This window comes from Alcaligenes pakistanensis (assembly GCF_014652815.1).
Taxonomy (GTDB): Bacteria; Pseudomonadota; Gammaproteobacteria; order Burkholderiales; family Burkholderiaceae_B; genus Alcaligenes; species Alcaligenes pakistanensis.
The window spans coordinates 634,850-655,773 of the sequence record NZ_BMZN01000003.1 but is presented as its reverse complement, the minus strand read 5'-3'; the positions used below and the strand labels follow the sequence as shown (position 1 = coordinate 655,773).

15 protein-coding genes are annotated in these 20,924 nt (G+C 54.9%); 11 read left to right on the top strand and 4 right to left on the bottom strand.

Going from position 1 to position 20,924, the window contains the following annotated elements:
* Nucleotides 1-110 precede the first annotated feature (110 nt).
* The 6 genes from glmS (at nt 111) to IE156_RS12185 (ending at nt 8,667) form a co-directional block, all read left to right on the top strand.
* The gene (gene glmS, locus IE156_RS12210) at nt 111-1,937 is read left to right on the top strand and encodes a glutamine--fructose-6-phosphate transaminase (isomerizing) (protein ID WP_189392795.1); all 1,827 of its coding nucleotides are present in this window, start codon (nt 111-113) and stop codon (nt 1,935-1,937) included.
* Between the two features lie 427 nt (nt 1,938-2,364).
* On the top strand, nt 2,365-2,934 hold the full coding sequence (locus IE156_RS12205) for a sigma-70 family RNA polymerase sigma factor (protein WP_268248113.1): 570 nt from the start codon (nt 2,365-2,367) through the stop codon (nt 2,932-2,934).
* Nucleotides 2,935-2,939: 5 nt separating this feature from the next.
* The gene (locus IE156_RS12200; RefSeq protein WP_189392794.1) at nt 2,940-3,944 is read left to right on the top strand and encodes a FecR domain-containing protein; all 1,005 of its coding nucleotides are present in this window, start codon (nt 2,940-2,942) and stop codon (nt 3,942-3,944) included.
* A gap of 292 nt (nt 3,945-4,236) precedes the next feature.
* The gene (locus IE156_RS12195) at nt 4,237-6,771 is read left to right on the top strand and encodes a TonB-dependent siderophore receptor (protein ID WP_189392793.1); all 2,535 of its coding nucleotides are present in this window, start codon (nt 4,237-4,239) and stop codon (nt 6,769-6,771) included.
* 32 nt (nt 6,772-6,803) lie between these two features.
* On the top strand, nt 6,804-8,045 hold the full coding sequence (locus IE156_RS12190) for a YncE family protein (protein ID WP_229841264.1): 1,242 nt from the start codon (nt 6,804-6,806) through the stop codon (nt 8,043-8,045).
* Nucleotides 8,046-8,328: 283 nt separating this feature from the next.
* A complete protein-coding gene (locus IE156_RS12185) occupies nt 8,329-8,667 on the top strand; it encodes a DUF6616 family protein (protein WP_189392792.1) in 339 nt (112 codons plus the stop codon).
* 127 nt (nt 8,668-8,794) lie between these two features.
* On the opposite strand, the gene IE156_RS12180 is transcribed toward IE156_RS12185, so the two are convergent.
* The 4 genes from IE156_RS12180 to IE156_RS12165 all read right to left on the bottom strand — a co-directional run bounded on the left by IE156_RS12180 (nt 8,795) and on the right by IE156_RS12165 (nt 14,165).
* Nucleotides 8,795-9,943, bottom strand: coding sequence for a YncE family protein (locus IE156_RS12180; protein ID WP_189392791.1), 1,149 nt, complete (start codon nt 9,941-9,943; stop codon nt 8,795-8,797).
* A gap of 35 nt (nt 9,944-9,978) precedes the next feature.
* On the bottom strand, nt 9,979-12,315 hold the full coding sequence (locus tag IE156_RS12175; protein ID WP_189392790.1) for a TonB-dependent receptor: 2,337 nt from the start codon (nt 12,313-12,315) through the stop codon (nt 9,979-9,981).
* A gap of 271 nt (nt 12,316-12,586) precedes the next feature.
* On the bottom strand, nt 12,587-13,582 hold the full coding sequence (locus tag IE156_RS12170; RefSeq protein WP_189392789.1) for a FecR family protein: 996 nt from the start codon (nt 13,580-13,582) through the stop codon (nt 12,587-12,589).
* Nucleotides 13,583-13,616: 34 nt separating this feature from the next.
* Nucleotides 13,617-14,165: an RNA polymerase sigma factor gene (locus IE156_RS12165; RefSeq protein WP_189392788.1), complete on the bottom strand. Its 549-nt coding sequence runs from the start codon at nt 14,163-14,165 to the stop codon at nt 13,617-13,619.
* Between the two features lie 264 nt (nt 14,166-14,429).
* Between IE156_RS12165 and psrA the strand changes: the two genes are divergently transcribed.
* The 5 genes from psrA (at nt 14,430) to IE156_RS12140 (ending at nt 20,766) form a co-directional block, all read left to right on the top strand.
* The gene (gene psrA / locus IE156_RS12160) at nt 14,430-15,512 is read left to right on the top strand and encodes an iron-containing alcohol dehydrogenase PsrA (protein ID WP_189392787.1); all 1,083 of its coding nucleotides are present in this window, start codon (nt 14,430-14,432) and stop codon (nt 15,510-15,512) included.
* A 138-nt stretch (nt 15,513-15,650) separates the two neighbouring features.
* On the top strand, nt 15,651-16,946 hold the full coding sequence (locus IE156_RS12155) for an MFS transporter (protein WP_189392786.1): 1,296 nt from the start codon (nt 15,651-15,653) through the stop codon (nt 16,944-16,946).
* 39 nt (nt 16,947-16,985) lie between these two features.
* Nucleotides 16,986-17,834 (top strand): LysR substrate-binding domain-containing protein, encoded by an 849-nt coding sequence (locus IE156_RS12150; RefSeq protein ID WP_229841262.1) that lies wholly within the window; start codon nt 16,986-16,988, stop codon nt 17,832-17,834.
* A 36-nt stretch (nt 17,835-17,870) separates the two neighbouring features.
* The gene (phnX, locus tag IE156_RS12145; RefSeq protein ID WP_189392784.1) at nt 17,871-18,698 is read left to right on the top strand and encodes a phosphonoacetaldehyde hydrolase; all 828 of its coding nucleotides are present in this window, start codon (nt 17,871-17,873) and stop codon (nt 18,696-18,698) included.
* 115 nt (nt 18,699-18,813) lie between these two features.
* Nucleotides 18,814-20,766, top strand: a complete 1,953-nt coding sequence (locus tag IE156_RS12140; protein ID WP_189392783.1) for a sigma-54-dependent Fis family transcriptional regulator — start codon at nt 18,814-18,816, stop codon at nt 20,764-20,766.
* Nucleotides 20,767-20,924: the final 158 nt, after the last annotated feature.

The following is a 20,924-nucleotide window of genomic DNA, read 5'->3' as shown; positions in this document are numbered from 1 at the left end:
ATTCATTTCAATAAAAAAATAGACATAAAATTTTTCTTGTTTCAGATCAGAATAGGCGATTGGATTGATTAGCTGGCCCTAGAAGACAGGGTCATGAACAGGAGTTGGCTATGTGTGGAATTGTTGGCGCTGTGGCGCAACGCGATATTGTCCCCGTGCTGCTGGAAGGTTTGAAGCGTCTGGAGTACCGGGGCTACGATTCTTGCGGCGTTGCTGTTCATGCGCAGGGCCAGTTGTTGCGGGCACGTAGTACTCAGCGTGTGGCAGAGCTGCAAGAGCAGGTCAAGGCGGATAATCTGCAAGGTTTTACCGGCATTGCCCACACACGCTGGGCGACGCACGGCGCACCCGCTACCCATAATGCTCATCCGCATTTCTCCGGTAAGGGCAAAGCGCGTATTGCACTGGTGCATAACGGCATCATCGAGAACCATGACGATCTGCGTGCCGAACTGCAAGGCATTGGTTATGTGTTCGAGAGCCAGACCGACACCGAAGTCATTGCCCACTTGATCGACCACCTGTACAACGGCGATCTGTTTGAAGCTGTGCAGCAGGTTATCCGCCGCCTGACCGGTGCCTATGCCATTGCCGTGTTCTGCCAGGACGAGCCACATCGCGTTGTCGGTGCCCGCCACGGCTCGCCGCTGGTTGTCGGCGTAGGTGAAAACGAAAACTTCCTGGCCTCGGATGCCTTGGCATTGGCCGGCACCACCGATCAGATCATCTACCTGGAAGATGGAGATGTGATCGATCTGCAAATCAATAAAGTGTGGATCGTGGACAAAGACGGCCGCTCTGTTGATCGTCTTGTACACACTGTGCATCTGCATACGGCTGCGGCTGAATTGGGCCCATACCGCCATTTCATGCAAAAGGAAATTTTCGAGCAGCCCCGTGCGGTGGGCGATACCTTGCAAGATATCGAAAGCGTCACACCCGAGCTGTTTGGTGATCAGGCTTACAAGGTTTTCCAGGATATCGACAATGTACTGATCCTGGCTTGTGGCACCAGCTACTACGCCGGTCTGACTGCCCGTTACTGGATCGAATCCTTGGCCAAAATCCCCGTTAACGTGGAAATTGCCAGCGAATACCGTTACCGCGACAGCGTGCCTAATCCACGTACCCTAGTCGTGACCATTTCCCAGTCAGGAGAAACCGCCGATACCCTGGCCGCGTTGAAGCACGCTCGCAGCCTGGGCATGGAACAGACCTTGACCATCTGCAACGTGGCCACCAGTGCCATGGTGCGCGAGTGCAAATTGGCTTATATCACCCGTGCTGGGGTGGAAATTGGCGTAGCTTCTACCAAAGGCTTTACCACTCAGCTGACGGGTCTGTTTCTGTTGACCATCGCTTTGGCTCAAGTCAAAGGCCGTTTGAATCAGGAACGGGAAGCGGATTACCTGAAAGCCTTGCGGCACCTGCCTACTGCCATTGCGGCCGTGTTGGCCCTGGAGCCACAGATCATGGCTTGGGCGGACCGTTTCGCCAGCAAGGAAAACGCCTTGTTCCTGGGCCGTGGCATGCATTACCCCATTGCCATGGAAGGTGCGCTGAAGCTGAAAGAAATCAGCTACATCCACGCCGAAGGCTACCCCGCTGGAGAGCTGAAGCACGGCCCCTTGGCCTTGGTCACTGAAGCCATGCCCGTGGTCACCATCGCACCACGCGATGAACTGTTGGAAAAGCTGAAATCCAATATTGAAGAAGTCCACGCACGCGGTGGTGAGTTGTACGTATTTGCCGACGCCGATACCCGAATTGGTAGCAGCGAACGTGTACATGTCATCCGCATGCCCGAACACTACGGCAAACTGTCGCCCATTCTGCATACCGTGACGCTGCAATTGCTGGCTTATCACACGGCTTGCTCGCGTGGCACGGACGTGGACAAACCACGGAATTTGGCTAAGAGTGTGACGGTGGAGTAAACGAAATTTGATCGTTGTAGACCGGAGTCAAAATTGATCCGGTTCCGCTGTCGATTCACACTGAGCAAGTCTTATCAAAACCCGCCGACATTAATGTCGGCGGGTTTTGATTTTTATGTCGCTGCCTTGCTCAAAAGAGCTAACCGTTAACAGGTTTTATTAAAAATAGTCAAAAACCCAGAATTTGATACACGACTGTCTATTCAAGGAACTGCCTGTATATCATCGACTGATGAAGATAATTGTGGTGCTTATGCCCAGTAGAGGGCGGCCGAATGGAGTTGTATTTGATCGTCTGGAGAAGCGATCAGAGTCCCTAAAAACAGCCCCATTTGTCGCTCCAAATCCACACCGCTAGCGGACTGGACAACGTGAGCCATATAATAATTGATAACGATTCTCATTATTGTCAGTGCGGAGTACCCTCGTGTCATCTTCAGTCCTTTCCTTGTCAGGCGTGTCGTCGGCCCATTCGGTCGAGGCACTTTACTGCGACCACCACAGTTGGTTGCAGCGCTGGCTGCATCACCGCTTGGGTGGAGCAGACCAGGCGGCTGACTTGGCACAGGACACGTTTGTACGTTTACTAAGTAGCCGATCCAAGTGGCAGTTTTCCAGTCCCGGTGAAGCTCGGGCTTATTTGCGCAAGACGGCGCAAAACCTGTGCATCAATTTGTGGCGACGTCAGGAAATTGAACAGGCCTGGCTGGATATTCTGGCGGCCACCCCCGAGACGTTCTACCCCTCGGCAGAACGGCAGGCGATGATTTTGCAGGCGCTGGAAGAAATCAGCATCATGCTAAGCGGCTTGTCTCCCAAAGCCGCCAAAGCCTTTACCCTTGCCGTTATTTGTGAGATGACCGACGACGAGGTCGGTGCCGAAATGGGTATTTCTGGTCGCATGGTGCGCAAGTACGTAGCCCAGGCCATGTTGGGCTGCATCAGCCTGCATGCTTGCCAAACGGTGGCCGAGCTACGCCAGGAACCCCAGTACTAATTGTTATGAATCACGGTTCCAGTTTTTCTTCTCCGGGCACGCCTCCCCATACCGTCCTGATGCAAGCCGCCGAGTGGTACGCCTGTCTGCGTGATGGCAAGGCTAGTGCCGCGCAAAGATCTGCCTGGCAGAGTTGGCTGACGCAGGACGAGATGCACAGCACGGCCTGGCGCTATGTGGAGGAGGTCAGCCGCGGGTTTGAGCCGGTGCGCACGGCCCCGGATTCCCGCCGCGTGGTGGAGCAGTTGCACACGGCGAATGAACGTTTGCATAGCCGCCGCCGCGTCTTGACCAGTGTGGCGGCCCTGGCGGGTACCGGGGTGTTGAGCTGGCTCGGCTGGCGTCAGTCCTGGTTGCCTTCCAGCGTCATGGCCTTGGGTGCTGACCATTCCACCCAGACCGGTGAGCAAAGTCAGATTGTGCTGGCAGATGGCTCCCGGCTTTGGCTCAATACGGCCTCGGCCATTGATGTGCAGTTCAGTGCACAGGCTCGCCACATTGTTTTGATTTCTGGTGAAGTGTTTATCCAGACGGCGCAAGACGATGCGGCACGGCCTTTCACTGTGCAGACCCCCCAGGGCAGCATGCGTGCTTTAGGGACGCAGTTTAATGTGCGTATGGACAAGGATTGCACGCAGCTGGCGGTGTACGAAGGGGCGGTGCGGGTGTCTACGGCGACAGGTCAAAGCACTGCCACGGTACAGGCGGGCAAGCAGGTGCATTTTAGTGCGCAGCGTGTCAAGCAGAGCATGGATGCCGACCAGGCGCGCGAGGCCTGGACTAAAGGCGTGCTGGTGGCGGACAACATCCCTTTGCGCAGTGTGATCCAGGAATTGGGCCGCTATCGGAAAGGCTATATCGGCGTGGATGAGTCCGTGGCCGATTTGAAGGTCTATGGCAGTTTTCCCATTCATGACACCGACCGCGTGTTGAAAATGCTGGTTTCGGCACTGCCGATACGGATAGGCCAGCCCTTGCCGTGGTGGACCAATGTGGAAGCCCAACACTAAGCGGGCGGGGTGCTGGGGTACTCATTTATAGATATTTTTAAAAATAGAATATCCATTGTTTTCAATGGGTTGATAGCGCTTCAGTACAAAAAAACAAAATAAGACGCAAAAGCAGGTTCCGGGTTTGGGAGACTTATTGGTTTTAGACAGTAAGAGGACCTGATTGGCGTGACGCCAATGAAGCAGGAGGCGGGCCGTGATGGCCGCTCAGTACTGAACATCAACGCAAGAACATCGTTCAGGTTCATCGTTTCTTTTGTGACTGACCCGTGTTTTTGAAGGATGTCTTCGTATGCTTCGTCGCCCCGATCCACTTTCCCTGTCCAAGGAAACGGGATTGCATCGCACCCCCTTGCGCCCATTGGTCTTGGCCTTGTATCTGCTGATGGCTGGTAGTGCATTTGTTATCAGCACTCAGCAGGCCCAGGCGGCTACACAAAACAGCCCGGCGGCGGACAAGACGCAACGCTATGACATTTCTGCCGGGCCTTTGAGCCGCGTGCTGATGCGTTTTTCGCAAGAAAGCGGGGTGTATCTGGTTGGCTCGGGCAGTGTGGCCGAAGGCAAGCAAAGTGCGGGCCTGAAAGGCAATTACAACGTGACACAGGCCTTGGATACCTTGCTGGCAGGCACGGGTATTCGTTATTCACGCGATGCCAATACCGTGAATTTGTGGCCAGTCACAGAAACTACACAGCTTGAGCCCGTGCGCGTTCAAGGCACCTTGAACCGGGCGACGGAAGACACCGGTCTGTACACCCTGAACGGCACCAGCAGTACTGCTACCCGTTTGAACATGGACACCCAGCACACACCGCAATCAGTCAGTGTGATGACGCGCCAGCAAATGGATGACTTTGGGCTGACCAGCTTTGATGACGTCATGAACTTCACCACCGGCGTTACGGCCAATACGGCAGCCGTGGGTGGTGGGTTTCAGTTTCAGGCGCGCGGTTTTGACATCAGCAATGTGCAGGTGGACGGCGTGCAAAGCAGCTACCGTGCTGCCGGGCGTGGTGCGTTCAATCCTATTTCTCTGGATATGGATTTATACGACCGTGTGGAAGTCGTGCGCGGGGCGACGGGTCTGTTGTCTCCGACAGGTGAGCCGTCTGCGCTAATCAACCTGATTCGCAAACGTCCTCAAGCAGAATTCGGTGGCAAGCTCAGTGCGCAATACGGCTCTTGGCAGGACAAACGCATTACGGCTGATGTGACCGGCCCACTGACTGACGACGGTCGTTTGCGCATGCGCGTCATTGGTTCACACAAGGAGGCTGACTCCTTTATGGACCGTCAGAGCAACAAGAATGATCTGCTCTCTGGCATGCTGGAATTTGACCTGACAGACCGGACTTTGTTGACCGCTGGCTACGATTATCAGAAAGCCAAATTGCGCGGCGAAGCCAATATGGGGGTGCCCTTGTTTAACAGCGAGGGGGACCGTATCGATGTGACCCGCTCTATGTCGCTGGTGCCGGACTGGACTTACTGGGACAAACGCCATCAAAACGCGTTTTTTTCGGTTGAGCATGAGTTTGATAACAGCTGGAATGCCAAGCTCAGCTATAGCCACCAGCGTGATGATGGTGATGCCTTGATTACCGGCTGGGGGCAGGGGGTCAATCCTATTGTTCGCCCCGACGGCTCCGGTCTTGGCATACGTGCCAACTTGGCGGCCAATGGCTATCGGCATCAGGACAATCTGGAACTGTCGGTCAACGGCCCCTTTGAGCTTTTTGGTCGCCAACACCAGTTGATGTTTGGGTTTAATGGCACCCGCAAGCGTGACACCACGCACACCATGAAAATCAGCGATGAAAGTACATGGTTTATTCCCAATATTTACGATTGGGACGGCTATATGCCTGAACCGAGCGTCAGCCGGACGGGTGAATGGAACCGCGTACACACACGTGAATATGGGTTTTTTGCAGGTACACGTTTAAACATTATTGATCCGCTTAACGTGATCTTGGGCATGCGTTTGTCTGACTACAAAACCTACCGCGATAACTACGGCAAAACCGGTCAGTTCACCGGCGTGTCCAATGAATTGCGTAACCGCAATGAAGTCACGCCGTACTTTGGGGTGACCTACGATTTCAACCCGAATTTGACGGCCTACGCCAGCTACACGCGCCTGTTTCAGCCGCAAAGCTACAAAGACATCAACGAAAACTTTCTGGACCCCATTACCGGTGTTAACCGCGAAATTGGCTTGAAAGGCAATTTGATGGACGAGGCCGTGCAGTTCTCCTTGGCGGCCTTTGAAACTCGTCAAAACAATCTGGCCGTTCTGGACCCGTCTGTGCCGGATGATTTCCTCTTGCCCGATGGCAGCCGCCCCTATGTCTCTTCCGGGGATGGCAATAAAACCAAGGGTTTTGAAGTGGAGCTGAACGGGGCGTTAAGCAATAGCTGGAACGTGTTTGCGTCCTACAGCTACGCCAGTACCAAAAATGGTCAGGGCGAGCGCATTAATACCTACATCCCGAGTCAGACCTTCCGCCTGGGCACCATGTATCAATTCTCGGGTGCGCTGCAAGGCCTAAGCGCCGGTGCCACGGTGAATTGGTTTGGCAAGCGTGATCTGTGGACAGCAGGCCGTCCGTACAACGCCAGCAATGGCAAAGCGCTGGAAGCCACCCATAGCAGCTACGCCCTGGTGGGTCTGCATGCGAACTACCGCGTGAATCAACACTGGAACGCCAAGCTGACCGTCAACAACCTCTTTGACAAGCATTACTACGATAACTTCGTGATCTTCCGGGCTCGCTACGGCGCGCCGCGCAATGTGCATCTGTCCATTGATTACCAGTGGTAGTCCTTTCACCTACTTTCTATCGAGCCAAAATTATGACGTCGCTGACGACTCGCCATCTTGTTCGTGGTCTGTACCTTGCTATCGCAATGGCCTTTTCAACAGGCTACGTACACGCCAAGACCCCTGCGCCTGCAGGCTATCAAGCCGTTACCCAAGCCCAGATCATGCAAAAACCGACTGCCGCTGAAGTGCTGGAAATTGTTTACAGCCTCAAGCAATCCAGCTTGTACGTGTCCTCGCCCAACTGGCAAGACGAGACTCTGTCCCGCACGCTGGTGCTGGACCCTAAAACACTAGCCATCAAACAAGAAATCCCGATGCAAGCCAAGAGCTTTGGGGTGGCTCTGGATGATGCCGCCAACCGGCTGTATCTGACTCAAGGTTTCAACGGCAGCATGGCCGTGGTGGACACTAGCAAGAACGAAGTGATCAAGCGTATTCCCATGCAGGAAAAAATCAATTTCCAAGACGCCATTGCTGCTGCCGATTTTGGCCAAGCGCGTAAAGACGGCTTGTTGAAAATGATGGAACGCTTCAAGGTGACGGACGACTACAAATACAAGACGCGCGAGCTGGTGTTGGACAAGAAAAACCACCGTGCTTTTGCACCGGGCCTTGGCCTGGGTTTTGACAGTGTCTTGTTCGTGGTGAATACACAGACGCTGGAACTGGAAAAAGTGCTGCCCGGCTTTGGCTATAACGTCGTGGGTATCACCCTGGACGAAGCCAATAACCGCTTGTTTGTGTCCAACATGCAAGGTCAGCTGATGGTGGTCAACACCCAGACCTTGAATATTGATCAGGTCTGGGAAATTGAGGCCGATCAGTTGCTGAATATGGCCTACGACCCCGCGCAAAATCGCCTGTTCGGTGTGGACCAGGGCATTGACCGTGACGATGCACGTAACCTGCATCTGGAGCGTGAGTACAAGCGCCGCAGCTCCGGCCATCAGGTGTTTGTGCTCAATGCAGACAATGGCAAAACTTTGGCGGTGATGCCTACGGGCGAAGTGCCTATTGGCGTGCGTTTTGATGCTGAATCACAGCGTCTTTTCGTAGCCAACCGCGGTGGCGTGCGCGAGAAAGAAGGCAAAGGTTCGGTCAGCATTTTTGACACCGTGAACTACAAGCCACTGCAAACCATTGAGTTGGCTCCCCATCCCAACAGCCTGGAATACATTCCTGCTGAAAAAGCCTTGTACGTGTCGGTGAAGAACGACGGCAACAGCAAGGAAAAAGGGACTAAAGAAAGCATGGTGCGTATCCAGTTTTAAGCAGGGTAGGCATGTAGCAAGGCTGCAAGACTGATTGACAAGGTGGGTCCAAACCCGGGTTCGGCGTCATGCTGAACTCGGGTTTCTTTCATGTGGATTGCTTGCGATATTTACTGCTAAACTATAAGATTAGATATCTAACTAAATGATGGTTTCATAAGGGCTACGAGAATGATAGCTAGCCCTTGTGCCGTAGGTCGCCTGCTTGTCGGCCCTTCTTCCAAATCCATCTATCGAATTTTTCAGCACAGAGTGTGCTTCTTCAGTTAAAGGAAAACCACCCATGTCTCACTATCTGATCGAGCTTTACACGCCTAATGCCAAGTGGAATGCACTGCCTGTCGAGCAGCGTCAGCACTTCCTGGCAGGTCTTCAGGAAGCGATGGGGGGTCTATCCAGTCTTGGAATTGAAGTGTTGGCCCTGACAGCGACCGAACATGATATTGATCGCGCCAGTGACCATCGCTTTATGGGTGTGTGGCGCTTCCCTGATCAACAGGCATGTGAGGCCTTGCTGGGTGGTATCAAAGCCAGTGGCTGGTACGAGTACTTCGACCATGTCAATGCGTCGGGAACAGAGGGAGGGTTTGCTCAACACTTGCTTGAGCTGGCCCAAGCCTGATCGTAGGCTTGGTTCCTGTGTGATGCTTGCAGTCATGGCCTGAAAAGGTGACTCAAGTTGGGGTTGGGGGCAGGTGTGAAAACCTGCTCCCAATTCCGCTATCACTATTTACGATCCGTTTGGAACATCAGAACTGAATGCGTGCCACGCTCTCAAACATACCCTGGGCGGCATCTTCGCCATTCTTCACCGTGGCATATACATCACCGTTTTTCTTGGCGATTGCCAAGGTGTTGGGATGGGCCGGTGTACTGATGCTGTGCAGCTTGCGGTAGTTATTGCTGTCGAACACGGTGATCTCGCCTGATTCACGGTTGGTCACCAGCAAGCGCTGTCGGGCCGGGTCCAGCTTCAAATTGACGGGGCCGGAGGCGGGCATCTCAGCCACCATTTTCTCGGTGTTCAGGTCAATGGCGACTACCCGGTTACCTGGGTGGCGGGATTGATAGCCGGGAATGCCGCGCTCCTGGAAACCACGCATTTTGGGGTGGCCTTGGTCCACGGCTAACAGACGGTGATTGATCTCGTCATAGGCCAGGTTCAGGGGCTGTTCCGCACCCAGGCTGAAGCGTTTCACAATCTCATTGGTTTGTGTATCAAGCACTACCGCTTCGCCCTGCATATTGGAGACATACAGGCGTTGATGCTTAGGGTCCAGTGCAATGCCGGTCGCGGTAAAGCCAAAGCCGGGAATAATTTTCTCGACCTTATTGGCTTGGGTATCAATCACGAAGAGCTTGCCCTGTTCGTTGTCAAATGCAGGCATGTACAAGCGGTGTGCGGCGGTATCCAGCAGCAGTTGGCGGAAATGATATTCAGGCCGTTCCTTGCCGTCTTTGCCCTTGAGCATCGGAGCCAGTTGTAGGTTTTGCAGCACTTGTCGGCTTTGTGTGTCGATGATGGTGATGGCTGCTTGGCCTGTATTGCCCACGTATAAACGGTTAGCCTGATCATCCAGTGCCAGGCTGAACGCTTTGCGGTTTAGTGGGATAGTTCCCACAACTTTCAGGTCTGCCGGACTCACGATCAGGATTTGATAGGGCACGGTGCTGTCCGTGAAGCTGCCTGCGGAGGCCACAAACAGTAGATCCAGCTTGTCGCTGTACACCAGCTCGTAAATGCCTTGGGCAATCTGTGCCCGGGTCACCACTGGCTCGGCACGCTGTTCCACCGAGGTGGGAGCCGTGTTTTGCTGATTCTGAGCGGGCGCGCTGCAGGCCATCAGGCTGGCAGCCAGGGCGGCGTACAAAAGGGTAGAGGCAACAGTTCGGGTCATGGAGTTAGGCCGTATAAAGAGGTTGGGCATCGCCATCAGAACTCAAACGAGGCGGACAGATTGAAGGTGCGCGGCTGGCTCACCCCACGCCACAAGGCGCCATACCAGTAATGGGAGTTGGCCACGTTGTAGACCGTGCCACGGAACGTGACCGGGGTAGAGGCAATTTTGGTGGCGTAGGCAAAGCCCAGGTCGTAACGACGCCAGCTAGGAATGGATTGGCTGTTGGCTTGATCCAGATACTGCTTGCCGGTGTGGATGGCGTTGGCTGTCAGTGTCAGACCATTGATTTGCGGCACGTCATAGGCGACGCCCAGCTTGGCTTCAAAGCGTGGCACTTCGGGTGCGTCGTAGCCGTCATACAACCCGCCTTGAGTCTGGGTTAGCTTGGCTTGTTTCCAGCTCAAACCCCCAATCAGGCGCAGCCCTTTGACGGGTTCACCAAACACTTCCCATTCAATACCGCGATTGCGTTGTTCGCCATCAAAGCTGTAGACGTTGTCTGCATTGGTGATGGCGCTGGGGCGGGTAATTTCAAACAAGGCCACAGTGGTGGCCAGACTGCCAGCGTCGAATTTCAGGCCGATCTCTTTTTGCTTGGACTTATAAGGGGCAAACATATCCCCGGCATTGGCAGCGGTAGCGGGGGCCTGGGCTCCTGCGCTTAGGCCTTCGATGTAATTACCGTAAATCGAAACCTGATCCGTCAGCTTGAACAGCGCGGCAAAGGCAGGCGTGGTGGCCCGTTCGTCGTACATACCGCTGTTGACCTGACCCGTTACTGGATCAAACGTTTTTTGTTTTACGCGCTGTTGACGCACCCCGACCGTCAGTTGCAAACGGTCATCCAGCATGGACAGCGTGTCGGCTACACCCAGACTTTGTAGTGTGTTCTCGTTGCTCTTGGGGATGTCAGGCGAATAGTTGACGTTGGGCTTGGAGACGTACGTGGGGTCGTAGATATTACCGGAGGGCAGACCAGCGACGAGGTAGTTCGCGCGGGCTTGATACACCGTTCTTTCAGAGGCATTGGCATTGAACGACAACTGATGCTTGATCGGCCCGGTGACAAATTTCGTTTGCCCCCCAATATCAGCAGCAATGTTTTCGAACTTGGAGTTCCACACCAGGACGGAGTCACGTGCGAAGTCGCCATCGGTGTTCAGCAGACGCCAGTTCATGACGTTAGCGGTCATTTTGCGATCGTTACGACCTACGCTGGCCCAGATGGTAGTGTCATCGCTCAGGTCGTACTCGCCCTTAAGCATGAACAGGTCGCCACGGGTGTTGTAGACAGACCAGGGTTCGCCCGCGATCAGCTTGTCGTGCGTAGGGGGAGCGGGGACAGACGCCAGCCTAGAGGTGATCTGCGCGGAGACACCGTCGGTATTTTCTTCGTTGTGAATCCAGTCAAAGCCCACGCGTAAATTCGGGCTGCGATAGTCCAGGCCCAAGCCTATGGCTTCGTTATCCAGTTTTTTGTCTTTGACGGCGGTCTCGCCTTTGCGCTTGGTGGCATTGATGCGTACCCCCCATTGATTGTCGGCACCAAAGCGGCGACCAAAGTCGACTTTGCCTGAATAGATGGAGTCACTTTCATAACCGATACCCACCCGGTTCAGGTCCTCGTCAGAGGCACGCTTGGTGACGGTGTTAACCGTTCCGGCAACGCTGCCGCTGGGCATCATGCCGTTAAGCAGAGCCGAAGGGCCTTTGAAAATCTCTACCCGTTCCGAAAAATCGCCCAGGCTGCGGTTGCCGTAAGAGGCCAAGCCGTATAGACCATTAATGCCCAGGTCCTCCAGACCGGCGGTGTTGAAACCACGGATATGCACAGAGGCATAGTTACTCAAGTCGTAATCGCTGCCTGTGGTGGAGACAGAGGGGTCGGAGTCGGAAATGACCCTGAGTAAATTGCCCGACTGGGTGCTTTCAATGGCTTCGCGGGTATACGCCTTGGTGCTGAACGGCGTTTCCATGAAGTCTTTATTGCCTAACATGCCTACCCGGCTACCCGTAGCAATTTGCCCGCCAGCGTAAGTGGGTGTCAGGCCATTGCTGGAGCCCACAACGGTCAGGGGAGCCAGTTGTGGGACCTGACTATCCGCATTGGGGGCCAACGCGGTCAAGGACACACTCTTGCCACGGCGCTGATAGCGAATATTGGTATTGGCCAGTAATTGGCCCAACGCTTGATCGGCGGTCAAACTGCCCGAAAGAGCCGGGGCGTAGAGCCCTTTAACGATCTCGGGGGAGTAGGCCAGATCCAGCGAATAACGGTTGGCTAGCTCCAGCAGTGCCTGACTTAATGGCTGAGCGGGAATGCTGATGGAGATGGCTGCGCTTTGAGCGTGGGCTGGCGTCGCTCCCATACCGAGGAGCACAGCAGCAGTTAGGCAGCTTATCGAGAAAGAAAAAAAAGTCTTGCTGCACGCAGCGCGGCTGCGGCCTGGTCGGGTCTGGTTCACTGAGCGAGGGTTCCGGTTGGGTTGCTGGCGTTTTTGTACCGCCCAAGCCCAGACAGCAGCGTGGACAGGGGAACAAAAAACGGCCTCTTATGGATAAAGACAAAGCAGCCGAACCAAAACCGGATAAAAAACCGAGCCGAATTTGAAACAAATTGTTTCTTTGGCGAGGTTTATGCTATTTACGTCGAGACACCACTGGCGTGCCGTCCCGCAAATAGCTGACCGTCACGGGAACAATATCGGGTAGTAAATCCAGAAATACGGCGGTGTCATTCGTGCTGAACGCACCGGCAATATGCAGGCCACTTAAGTCTTGGCGGTTGGCGCGTACCGGCTTGGGCGCATACCGGTTGATCTCGCTGATCGCCTCGCTTAGCGGCGTATCGCTAAACAGCAGCCGGCCTTGTGTCCAGGCCATCAAAGAGGCGACGTCACTGTCACCCATCATCACTAAATCAGTATCTGTCTGGGCGCTGACGCCTTGTTTGGCGGTCAGGGCAACCGTGCTGCGGTTCCACCAGGGCCCATGTTTCACTTGTACCGAACCAGAATCCACCACCACTCGTACTTGCGCCTCGTCGCGTCGCACACCAAAGCGAGTCCCGGTCACGCGTACCGAGGTGTCACCCGCATCCACCAGGAAGGGGCGCTGGGTATCGCTGGCGACGGTGAAAGAGGCCTCGCCAGCCCGTAGGGTGACGACACGACTATGTTCAAACAGCTGCACGTGCAAAGCCGTGGCCGTGTTCAGTTCAATGATGGAGCCATCGGGCAAAGAGACTTGGGTATGTTCGCCTTGGCGGGTGGCAAATTGTTGCTCATAAAGCGACTCGCCTTGATTAAACCAGGACAGGGCAAGCCCGCCACTAATGGCGGCAGTGCAAGCTGCACCGGCACCAATCAGCAGGCCCCGACGCTGTAGAAAGCCAGGGCTGGGGGCCGCCGGTTCCTGGGCCAGTTTGCGCAAACGTTCGCTGGATACCAGGCTGACCGCATTCCAGATACCTAGGGCCCGCTTGTATTCCAACAGATGCTCCGGGCTGGCTTGCAACCAGGTTTGTAGCTCAAGACGCTCGGCCTCATCCATGTTTCCCGACTTTTCACGTGCGAGCCAGTACGACGCTGCATCGCAAGGGTTGTGTTCGGTGGAGGGGAGGTTCGGGTCGTTCACAGGATCAAAGTCCGACAGGGGGCGCCAAATAATCTCATGGGATTATAGGCTTGCCAGCCTTCTCGACGAGTCCGGAATCCGCTGGGCAAAAGCTATGCAGTTGTGTACGGATGTGGCGCGTGGCATCAATCACATAGCGCTCCACCGTATTGATAGCGAGTCCCATTTTCTGGGCAATTTCCGCGTGGGTATAGCCTTCCAGCCGATGGTAAATAAAGACTTGGCGTTTTTTCAAAGGCAGTTGCGCCAGCGCGGCCTCCAGCGCCTGAGCCAGATCGCAGACATGCAAATGGGCTTCAGGGTCCGCTAAAAGGGGGTGGTCTTCTTCGGCCAGCTCTTCCAGCGATACGCAATGAGTCCGCGATTGCCGTTTGACCTCATTGATCAGCCGGTTACGTGCCGAACGCATTAAATAAGCTTTGGGGTTGAGAACGGCTTCGGAGCCTTTGCTCAGAAACTGCAACGCCGATTCCTGGGCGGCATCCTCCGCGTCGCAGGATAAGGAGTTTCTTTTTGCCCATGTCCCGATCAACCCGCTGTAGTGAGCGAGCCAGCCTTTGAGGAATGGCGATGGGCGGGACATGACAATGAGACAAGGCGTATGAAAAGGGAAGGGCTCATATTAGCAATAATTCTCATTCTTATATACGAATCCCTTTCCTATTGTGTCTGCCAATACACAAGCGCAGCCTCAAGTCGCTGGATTTTCTGGCTCTTATGACCCCAGGGTGGGCAGTGCACTACGCGTATGACGCTATTGGTTTTATCGATGGCCGGTGCTGATTAATCGATTTGTTCCCTCTCTTATGCCCCTCTACGATGAACTTCAATAATGAGGAGGCAAACCATGACAACGCAGTTTTCAAATCCGGTCCGGACTTATGTCGGTCCGGGAAGCCTGAAAGAAATATCCGGATTGGCAGCCAATAAAAAAGTGACGCTGGTGACTTTCCCGGAAGCGCGGGGACTGGGCTTGGTTGCCCATATCCAAAGTCTGTTGGGAGATAGCCTGATTCACATTGTGGAGGATGTGCAGCCCAATCCCGATGTCAGTTATTTAAAGGCCGTGTACGAGACCTTCTGGCAGCAGGCCAGAGACAGTGACATCGTACTGGCCGTGGGCGGTGGCAGCGCGATTGATACAGCCAAGGCCTTGATCGTAGGTACCCAGACCGGGACCTTTCAGGAACTGCTGGATTTATTGTTTACCGGCAAGGCATTTACCCCTGCCACTACCAAGTCTTTGATTGCTGTGCCGACGACGGCAGGTACAGGTAGTGAAGTCACGCCGTGGGCGACTATCTGGGATCAGCAGGCTCAGAAAAAATACTCTCTGCATCTGGAACAAACTTGGCCAGCCGTCGCGATTATCGACCCGGAGTTGATGTTGACCGTGCCGGAGAAAGTGACAGTTTCGACGGGGCTGGATGCGCTGTCCCATGCCTTGGAGTCCATCTGGAACGTCAATGCCAATCCGATTTCGGATACGTTTGCGATATCAGCGGTCAAGGACATCTTGACCTATTTGCCGCTGTTGCAAAAAGACCTGGGCAATATCACACTGCGTTCCAAAATGGCCTTGGCCGCCTTGAAAGCGGGGATGGCTTTTTCCAATACCAAAACCGCGCTGGCCCATTCCATTTCCTACGAAATGACCTTGCGTCACGGCTTGCCACATGGCATTGCCTGCTCGTTTACCTTGCCGTATGTGCTGGGGCTGGCTTGGGGATGTGATCCAGCGCGTGATCAGGTTTTTGAAACCTTGTTCGGCCCTGATCGCCTTCAGGCACAAGAAACGTTGCGATTATTCCTGCTCAGTGTAGGGGTCAAGACCGAATTTGCAGATTACGGCGTTCAGGCTGAAGAGCAAGACGCCATGATCGCCTATGCCATGCAAGGTGCACGCGGGAAGAACTTCATCGCGGCGTGATTTGTATCGAAAAAAACAAGAAACAAGAGACAAAAAAGCAAAAAGGTAGCGCGGATATCTCCACCTTTTTGAAACAGCAAAAAAATAGCATCCCCAGGCTCTGGCTCGCCAGTTCAAGCGGGATGAAAGGAGCTGGTTATGACTCAAGCAACAAGCCTGCCGGGGCTGGCCCAGGCGCCTGGTTCATCGTTTCGGAAAGCGCAGTGGCGCATGCTCCTGGCGGCGATGTTTTGTTATTTGTTTTTCTACACAGGACGACAGACTTTCGGCTTTGCCATTCCGGGGCTGAAAGAGGAGTTTGGGTTCTCCAGTGCGGCACTGGGTTGGGTATCGGCTGCTTTGTTATGGGCCTATGCCGTGGGGCAGGCCATCAATGGCAATCTGGCTGACAAGTATGGTGGCCGTCGCATTATGACAGCGGGGGCGGTGCTGTCCTGCGGTGCCAACTGGATTGCTAGTTTTGCGACGGGTTTTTTCAGCTTGTTGATTCCCTGGGGAGCCAATGGCTATTTTCAGGCTCTGGGCTGGGCTCCCGGCAGTCGTTTGATCTCCAACTGGTGGGGCGTGTCCGAACGCGGTAGAGCCTATGGCTTATATGTGTTTGCTGCTGGTTGCGCCTCTGTCTTGTCCTATGCGACGTCCATTGTGGTGATTGATGTCCTGCACTTGGATTGGCGGTGGATTTTCAGGCTACCCGTCTTGCTGATGCTGGTCGGTGGGATTGTGTTTTATCTGGTGGCCCGCGAGCGGCCCGAGGATATGGGTTTTGAGCCTCTAGCCGATACAGGAGTCGCCAATTCCGATGATGCTACCAAGGCGCTGGAAGGGGAGACAGAAACCTCCTGGCAACGCTATAAGGCAGTCCTGAAAAACAAGCGTCTGTTGATTGCCGCCTTGTCCTTGGGTTTTCAGAATGCGGCCCGTTATGGCTTGATTGTTTGGGTGCCAGTGCACTTTCTGGGCGTGGACTGGAAGTCGGGCGACGGCATGATTGATCCCAAATGGATCACGATTGCACTGCCTATCGGTATGGCGGTCGGGGCCTTGAGCAATGGCTGGATATCAGACCGTTTGTTTGGCTCCAAGCGCTACCAGGCCATCATGCTTTATACGGGTCTGGGGGCACTGACCAGCCTGTGGATGTGGACCTTGCCAGTCACCAGCTCGCTAGGACTGCTGGCCTTGTTCTTATGCGGTTTCTTTGTGTATGGCCCGGCGACTAGCTTTTGGGCTCTATGTCCGGATCTGGTCGGTGCCAAGCGTTCGGGCACGGCAACCGGCGTGATGAACTTTTCCTCTTACTTGTTTGCTGGCTTGGCCGAACCAATGATTGGTAGTGTGCTGGATTCGACTGGCGATACCTCCTTGATCTTTGTAGTCGTGTTGATTGCATGTTCATGTAGCGCGCTGGTGGCACTATTCATCCGTCGTTAATTCAAACAAGGGCTGTCCATGCACCACTATCACAAATGGTTGAGATCTTTTTATGCCGTGGCTTTCACCGGCGGGTTCACCTCGGCGGCACGGTATCTCAGCATTGGACAGCCTACCGTCAGCGAACAGGTCCGGGCTTTGGAGCAGCGCTTTGATGTGGAACTGTTTTACCGCTCGGGCAGCCAGCTTGAACTCAGCTCAGCGGGCAAGCGGCTCTATGAAATTACCAAGCCCTTGTTTGATCTGGAAGAAGAGGCCGTTCACCTGCTGGAGAGTTTTAAGCAGCGTAAATCAGGCTTGCTACGTATCGGGGGGGTGTCCCCGCCCATTGCGATGGATCTGGTTTTTAAGTTGGGGCAGAACAATCCGGACCTTGAGTTAAAGACCTATTTTTCCTCCGCATCCGAGGTGTTGGAAAAACTCTATGACTTTGAGGTGGATGTGGCCTTGCTGGCTCATCCCAAATCAGATCCCAGCTTGCACACGCAGCTTTACCAGCGTTACCCAGTGGTCGCTGTGGTCCCCGAACAGCACGCCTGGTGTGCCCAAAGCCGGGTGTCGGTGGAGCAACTCAGGGACGAGCCCGTTGTGCTTAGGGAAAAGGGTTCACGCACCCGTCAGATTATGGAGGAGGGCTGCGAGCAGCATCAGATCAGTATGAATTGTGTGATGGAGCTAAACAGTCGCGAGGCGATTGTGCACGCCATCCGCAAAGGGATGGGAATCGGTTTTGTATCGGCCCCAGAGTACGTGGATATTCCAGGTACGCGGCTGATTACCTTTGAGCACCATCCTTTTTTTATCGACTACTACCTGTGCTGCCTGGAGTTACGGAAAGACCGACCACTTATTAACGATTTGTTCATGGATCTGGAATCCACCCATTAGCTCTTGTAACTAGCATTTCGCGTTTGGAGAACGATGATGACGTATCAACAACCTCAACAAGTACAGGCCGTGATTTTTGACTGGGCAGGCACGGTCGTTGATTTTGGTTCTTTTGCACCTACTCAGATTTTTGTCGAGGCCTTTGCCGAGTTTGGTATGCAGGTGTCCCTGGAAGAAGCACGTGGCCCGATGGGTATGGGCAAGTGGGACCATATTCGCACCTTGTGCAATGTGCCCGAGATTGCCGAACGCTACAAAGCCAAGTTCGGTCGTACCCCCAGCGATGAGGACGTCACCGCGATTTATGAGCGCTTCATGCCCTTGCAGATTGAAAAAATCGCCGAGCATTCAGCCTTAATCCCGGGGGCGCTGGAGGTGATCTCCACTCTGAAAAGTACAGGGGTAAAAGTGGGTTCTTGCTCTGGCTACCCCAAAGTGGTGATGGACAAGGTGGTCGAGCTGGCTGCAAAGAATGGCTATATGGCTGACTGCGTTGTAGCCACGGATGAAGTACCTAACGGGCGCCCGCATCCTGCTCAGTCCTTGGCCAATGTGATTGCATTGGGTGTGTCGGACGTGGCCGCTTGCGTCAAAGTAGATGACACTTGGCCAGGCATTGTAGAAGGGCGTAGTGCCGGAATGTGGACAGTGGCACTTACATGCTCGGGCAATGCCTTGGGCCTGACCTACGAGCAGTTCAAGCAGTTGCCTGCTGACAAGCTGCAAGCTGAGCGTGAACGAATCGAAGCCATGTTCAGCGATTCGCGCCCCCATTATATGATCGACACCATTGTTGACTTGCCGGAGGTGCTGGCAGACATCAATCGTCGTTTGTCCAATGGCGAGATGCCGCAAAGTAGTTGATTTGCTGCGTCGCATCTCAAGGAAAACCTCCATGTACGGCACCTAAGCATGGCGGCACACTGCAAGATAGGCCGCGCCCGTCCGGGGGTGGCCTGTTTTCGGGATGAGCGCAGATATGCAGTCTTCACATGTGGCACATGTTCAGGAGATTACGGCTGTTTGGCAGGGGAACCTGTCACGGCGCGATCAGGCTGTTATTCATAGCTGGCGGCGGTGCATCGAGCATCACCGTCTTGATCCCGCCCAGGCTTGCGAGGCCTATATCGTGCCGGACTCTCAGTTGCGTGAGCACCGTCAGCAGTCCGAGGCCCTGATCAATATTGCGCGCTCCGGGCTGGAACGCCTTTACCAACAGGTATCCGGCTTGAACTATGTCCTGCTGCTGTCGGACAACAAGGGCGTGACGGTCGATTTTCTGGGTTCGGATGGTCAGCGCGATGCTTTGCGGCAGGCCGGTTTGTATATGGGCTCGGAATGGTCTGAAGAGCGCGCGGGGACGTGTGCGGTGGGCACTTGCCTGCACACGGGCGAGGCCCTGACCATTCATCAAAACGATCATTTCGATCATATGCACGCGCCCCTGTCCTGCACGGCGGCGCCTATCTATCGCTATGACGGCGAGCTGGCTGCGGTGCTGGATTTGTCTTTGTTGCAGTCTCCGGAAGTCAAAGCCAGCCAAGGTTTGGCTCTGCACCTGGCGACGGCGGCAACCCGGCGTATTGAACTGGCCAACCTCATGGCCTGCCATCGTCAGGAGTGGATTCTGTGTCTGTCTCAGTCGCCCGAATTTCTGGATATTGATCCCGAGGCTGCGATTGCCATTGATGGTTCTGGCCGTATTAAGGGAATGACCCATACCGGTGCCCGTATCTTGGCGCGGGCGGCAAATCTGGACTGGCGTAGTCCTGCTGGTTTGCTGGGGCAGAATCTGATGCGTTTCCTGCATCTGGACGTCGATCAATTGCCGACGCTGATGCGCCACCGCCCGACTCAGGAGCGGGTTGTTATGGCGCGTGATGGCAGTGTGCTGTTTGCCCATGCCATTGAGCCTCGGCGGGTGTCGAGTAGCCGATCCGTCGGCATGGATGGGGCGGCGGTGGATGCGGCGCTGCCGCAGGCCCTTCGAGGGCTGGCGGGCACTGACGCCGCCATGCAGTCCATATTGCTGAAGGCTGCGCGGCTGGCTCCACGGGGAATGCCCGTGTTGCTGCAGGGCGAGACCGGTTCGGGTAAAGAATATTTGGCGCGGGCGATTCATGCCGCGAGTGCTCGTCGGGGGAGTTTTGTGGCCGTCAATTGCGCCGCTTTGCCCGAGAGCCTGATTGAAAGTGAACTGTTCGGCTATTTGGCGGGAACCTATACAGGGGGCGCGGCACGCGGTCGCATGGGTTTGATTGAGGCGGCGGATGGCGGCACGCTGTTCCTGGACGAGATCGGTGATATGCCGCTGGCCATGCAAAGCCGCCTGTTGCGGGTCTTGGCGGAGTCAGAAGTCACCCCACTGGGGGCACGCACTGGTAAGCGCGTTGATATACGCGTGATTTCGGCTAGCCATCATGATTTGAGTGCTCTGGTCGAACAAGGCCGGTTTCGTGCAGACCTGCTGTATCGCCTGAATGCGGCGGTCCTGACTCTACCTGCTTTACGTCAGCGCACGGATGTTGAGTGGCTGGTGCAACAGGTGCTACAGCGACGTAGAACGCAGGACGATGTGCTGGGTTTGTCTCCAGAGGCGTGGCAGGCCTTGAAGGCGTATGACTGGCCGGGCAATCTGCGCGAACTGGATAATGCGCTGGTGTTGGCTTTGGCACTGGCGGAAGGTTCATGCATAGAAGAGCATGACTTGCCGGAGGCCTTGCGCGACATGCGCTCCCCCGGTTTGATGGGTAATACGCTACTGGATCGGGCCACGGGATTGCCATGGCAGCAGACCTTGCAGGACTGTGGCGGTAACGTCAGCGCAGCGGCGCGGCGGCTTGGAATCAGCCGCTCCACCTTGCACAGACATATCAAACGCGAGGGTGTGGCTCATAAACCGGTGGCGGGTGACACAGGCTGCGACACCTGATGCATCACCTGTGCCACACATGGCACAGTTTCATGGCCCACAAACGGGATACAGCCCTTTAAAACAAGCCCATTGCGGCTTGGCACGCTGTTTGCTTTGTACTCCATAGCTGGACAGTAAAAGTCCGGCGCAACATTAAAACGATATGGAGACAAATC

What these genes read in the sequence shown, in the direction of transcription:
- glmS (WP_189392795.1), top strand. Translation starts at nt 111, where the DNA reads ATGTGTGGAATTGTTGGCGCTGTGGCGCAACGCGATATTGTCCCCGTG.
- IE156_RS12200 (WP_189392794.1), top strand. Translation starts at nt 2,940, where the DNA reads ATGAATCACGGTTCCAGTTTTTCTTCTCCGGGCACGCCTCCCCATACC.
- IE156_RS12195 (WP_189392793.1), top strand. Translation starts at nt 4,237, where the DNA reads ATGCTTCGTCGCCCCGATCCACTTTCCCTGTCCAAGGAAACGGGATTG.
- IE156_RS12190 (WP_229841264.1), top strand. Translation starts at nt 6,804, where the DNA reads ATGACGTCGCTGACGACTCGCCATCTTGTTCGTGGTCTGTACCTTGCT.
- IE156_RS12185 (WP_189392792.1), top strand. Translation starts at nt 8,329, where the DNA reads ATGTCTCACTATCTGATCGAGCTTTACACGCCTAATGCCAAGTGGAAT.
- IE156_RS12180 (WP_189392791.1), bottom strand. Translation starts at nt 9,943, where the DNA reads ATGACCCGAACTGTTGCCTCTACCCTTTTGTACGCCGCCCTGGCTGCC.
- IE156_RS12175 (WP_189392790.1), bottom strand. Translation starts at nt 12,315, where the DNA reads ATGGGAGCGACGCCAGCCCACGCTCAAAGCGCAGCCATCTCCATCAGC.
- IE156_RS12165 (WP_189392788.1), bottom strand. Translation starts at nt 14,165, where the DNA reads ATGTCCCGCCCATCGCCATTCCTCAAAGGCTGGCTCGCTCACTACAGC.
- psrA (WP_189392787.1), top strand. Translation starts at nt 14,430, where the DNA reads ATGACAACGCAGTTTTCAAATCCGGTCCGGACTTATGTCGGTCCGGGA.
- IE156_RS12155 (WP_189392786.1), top strand. Translation starts at nt 15,651, where the DNA reads ATGACTCAAGCAACAAGCCTGCCGGGGCTGGCCCAGGCGCCTGGTTCA.
- phnX (WP_189392784.1), top strand. Translation starts at nt 17,871, where the DNA reads ATGACGTATCAACAACCTCAACAAGTACAGGCCGTGATTTTTGACTGG.
- IE156_RS12140 (WP_189392783.1), top strand. Translation starts at nt 18,814, where the DNA reads ATGCAGTCTTCACATGTGGCACATGTTCAGGAGATTACGGCTGTTTGG.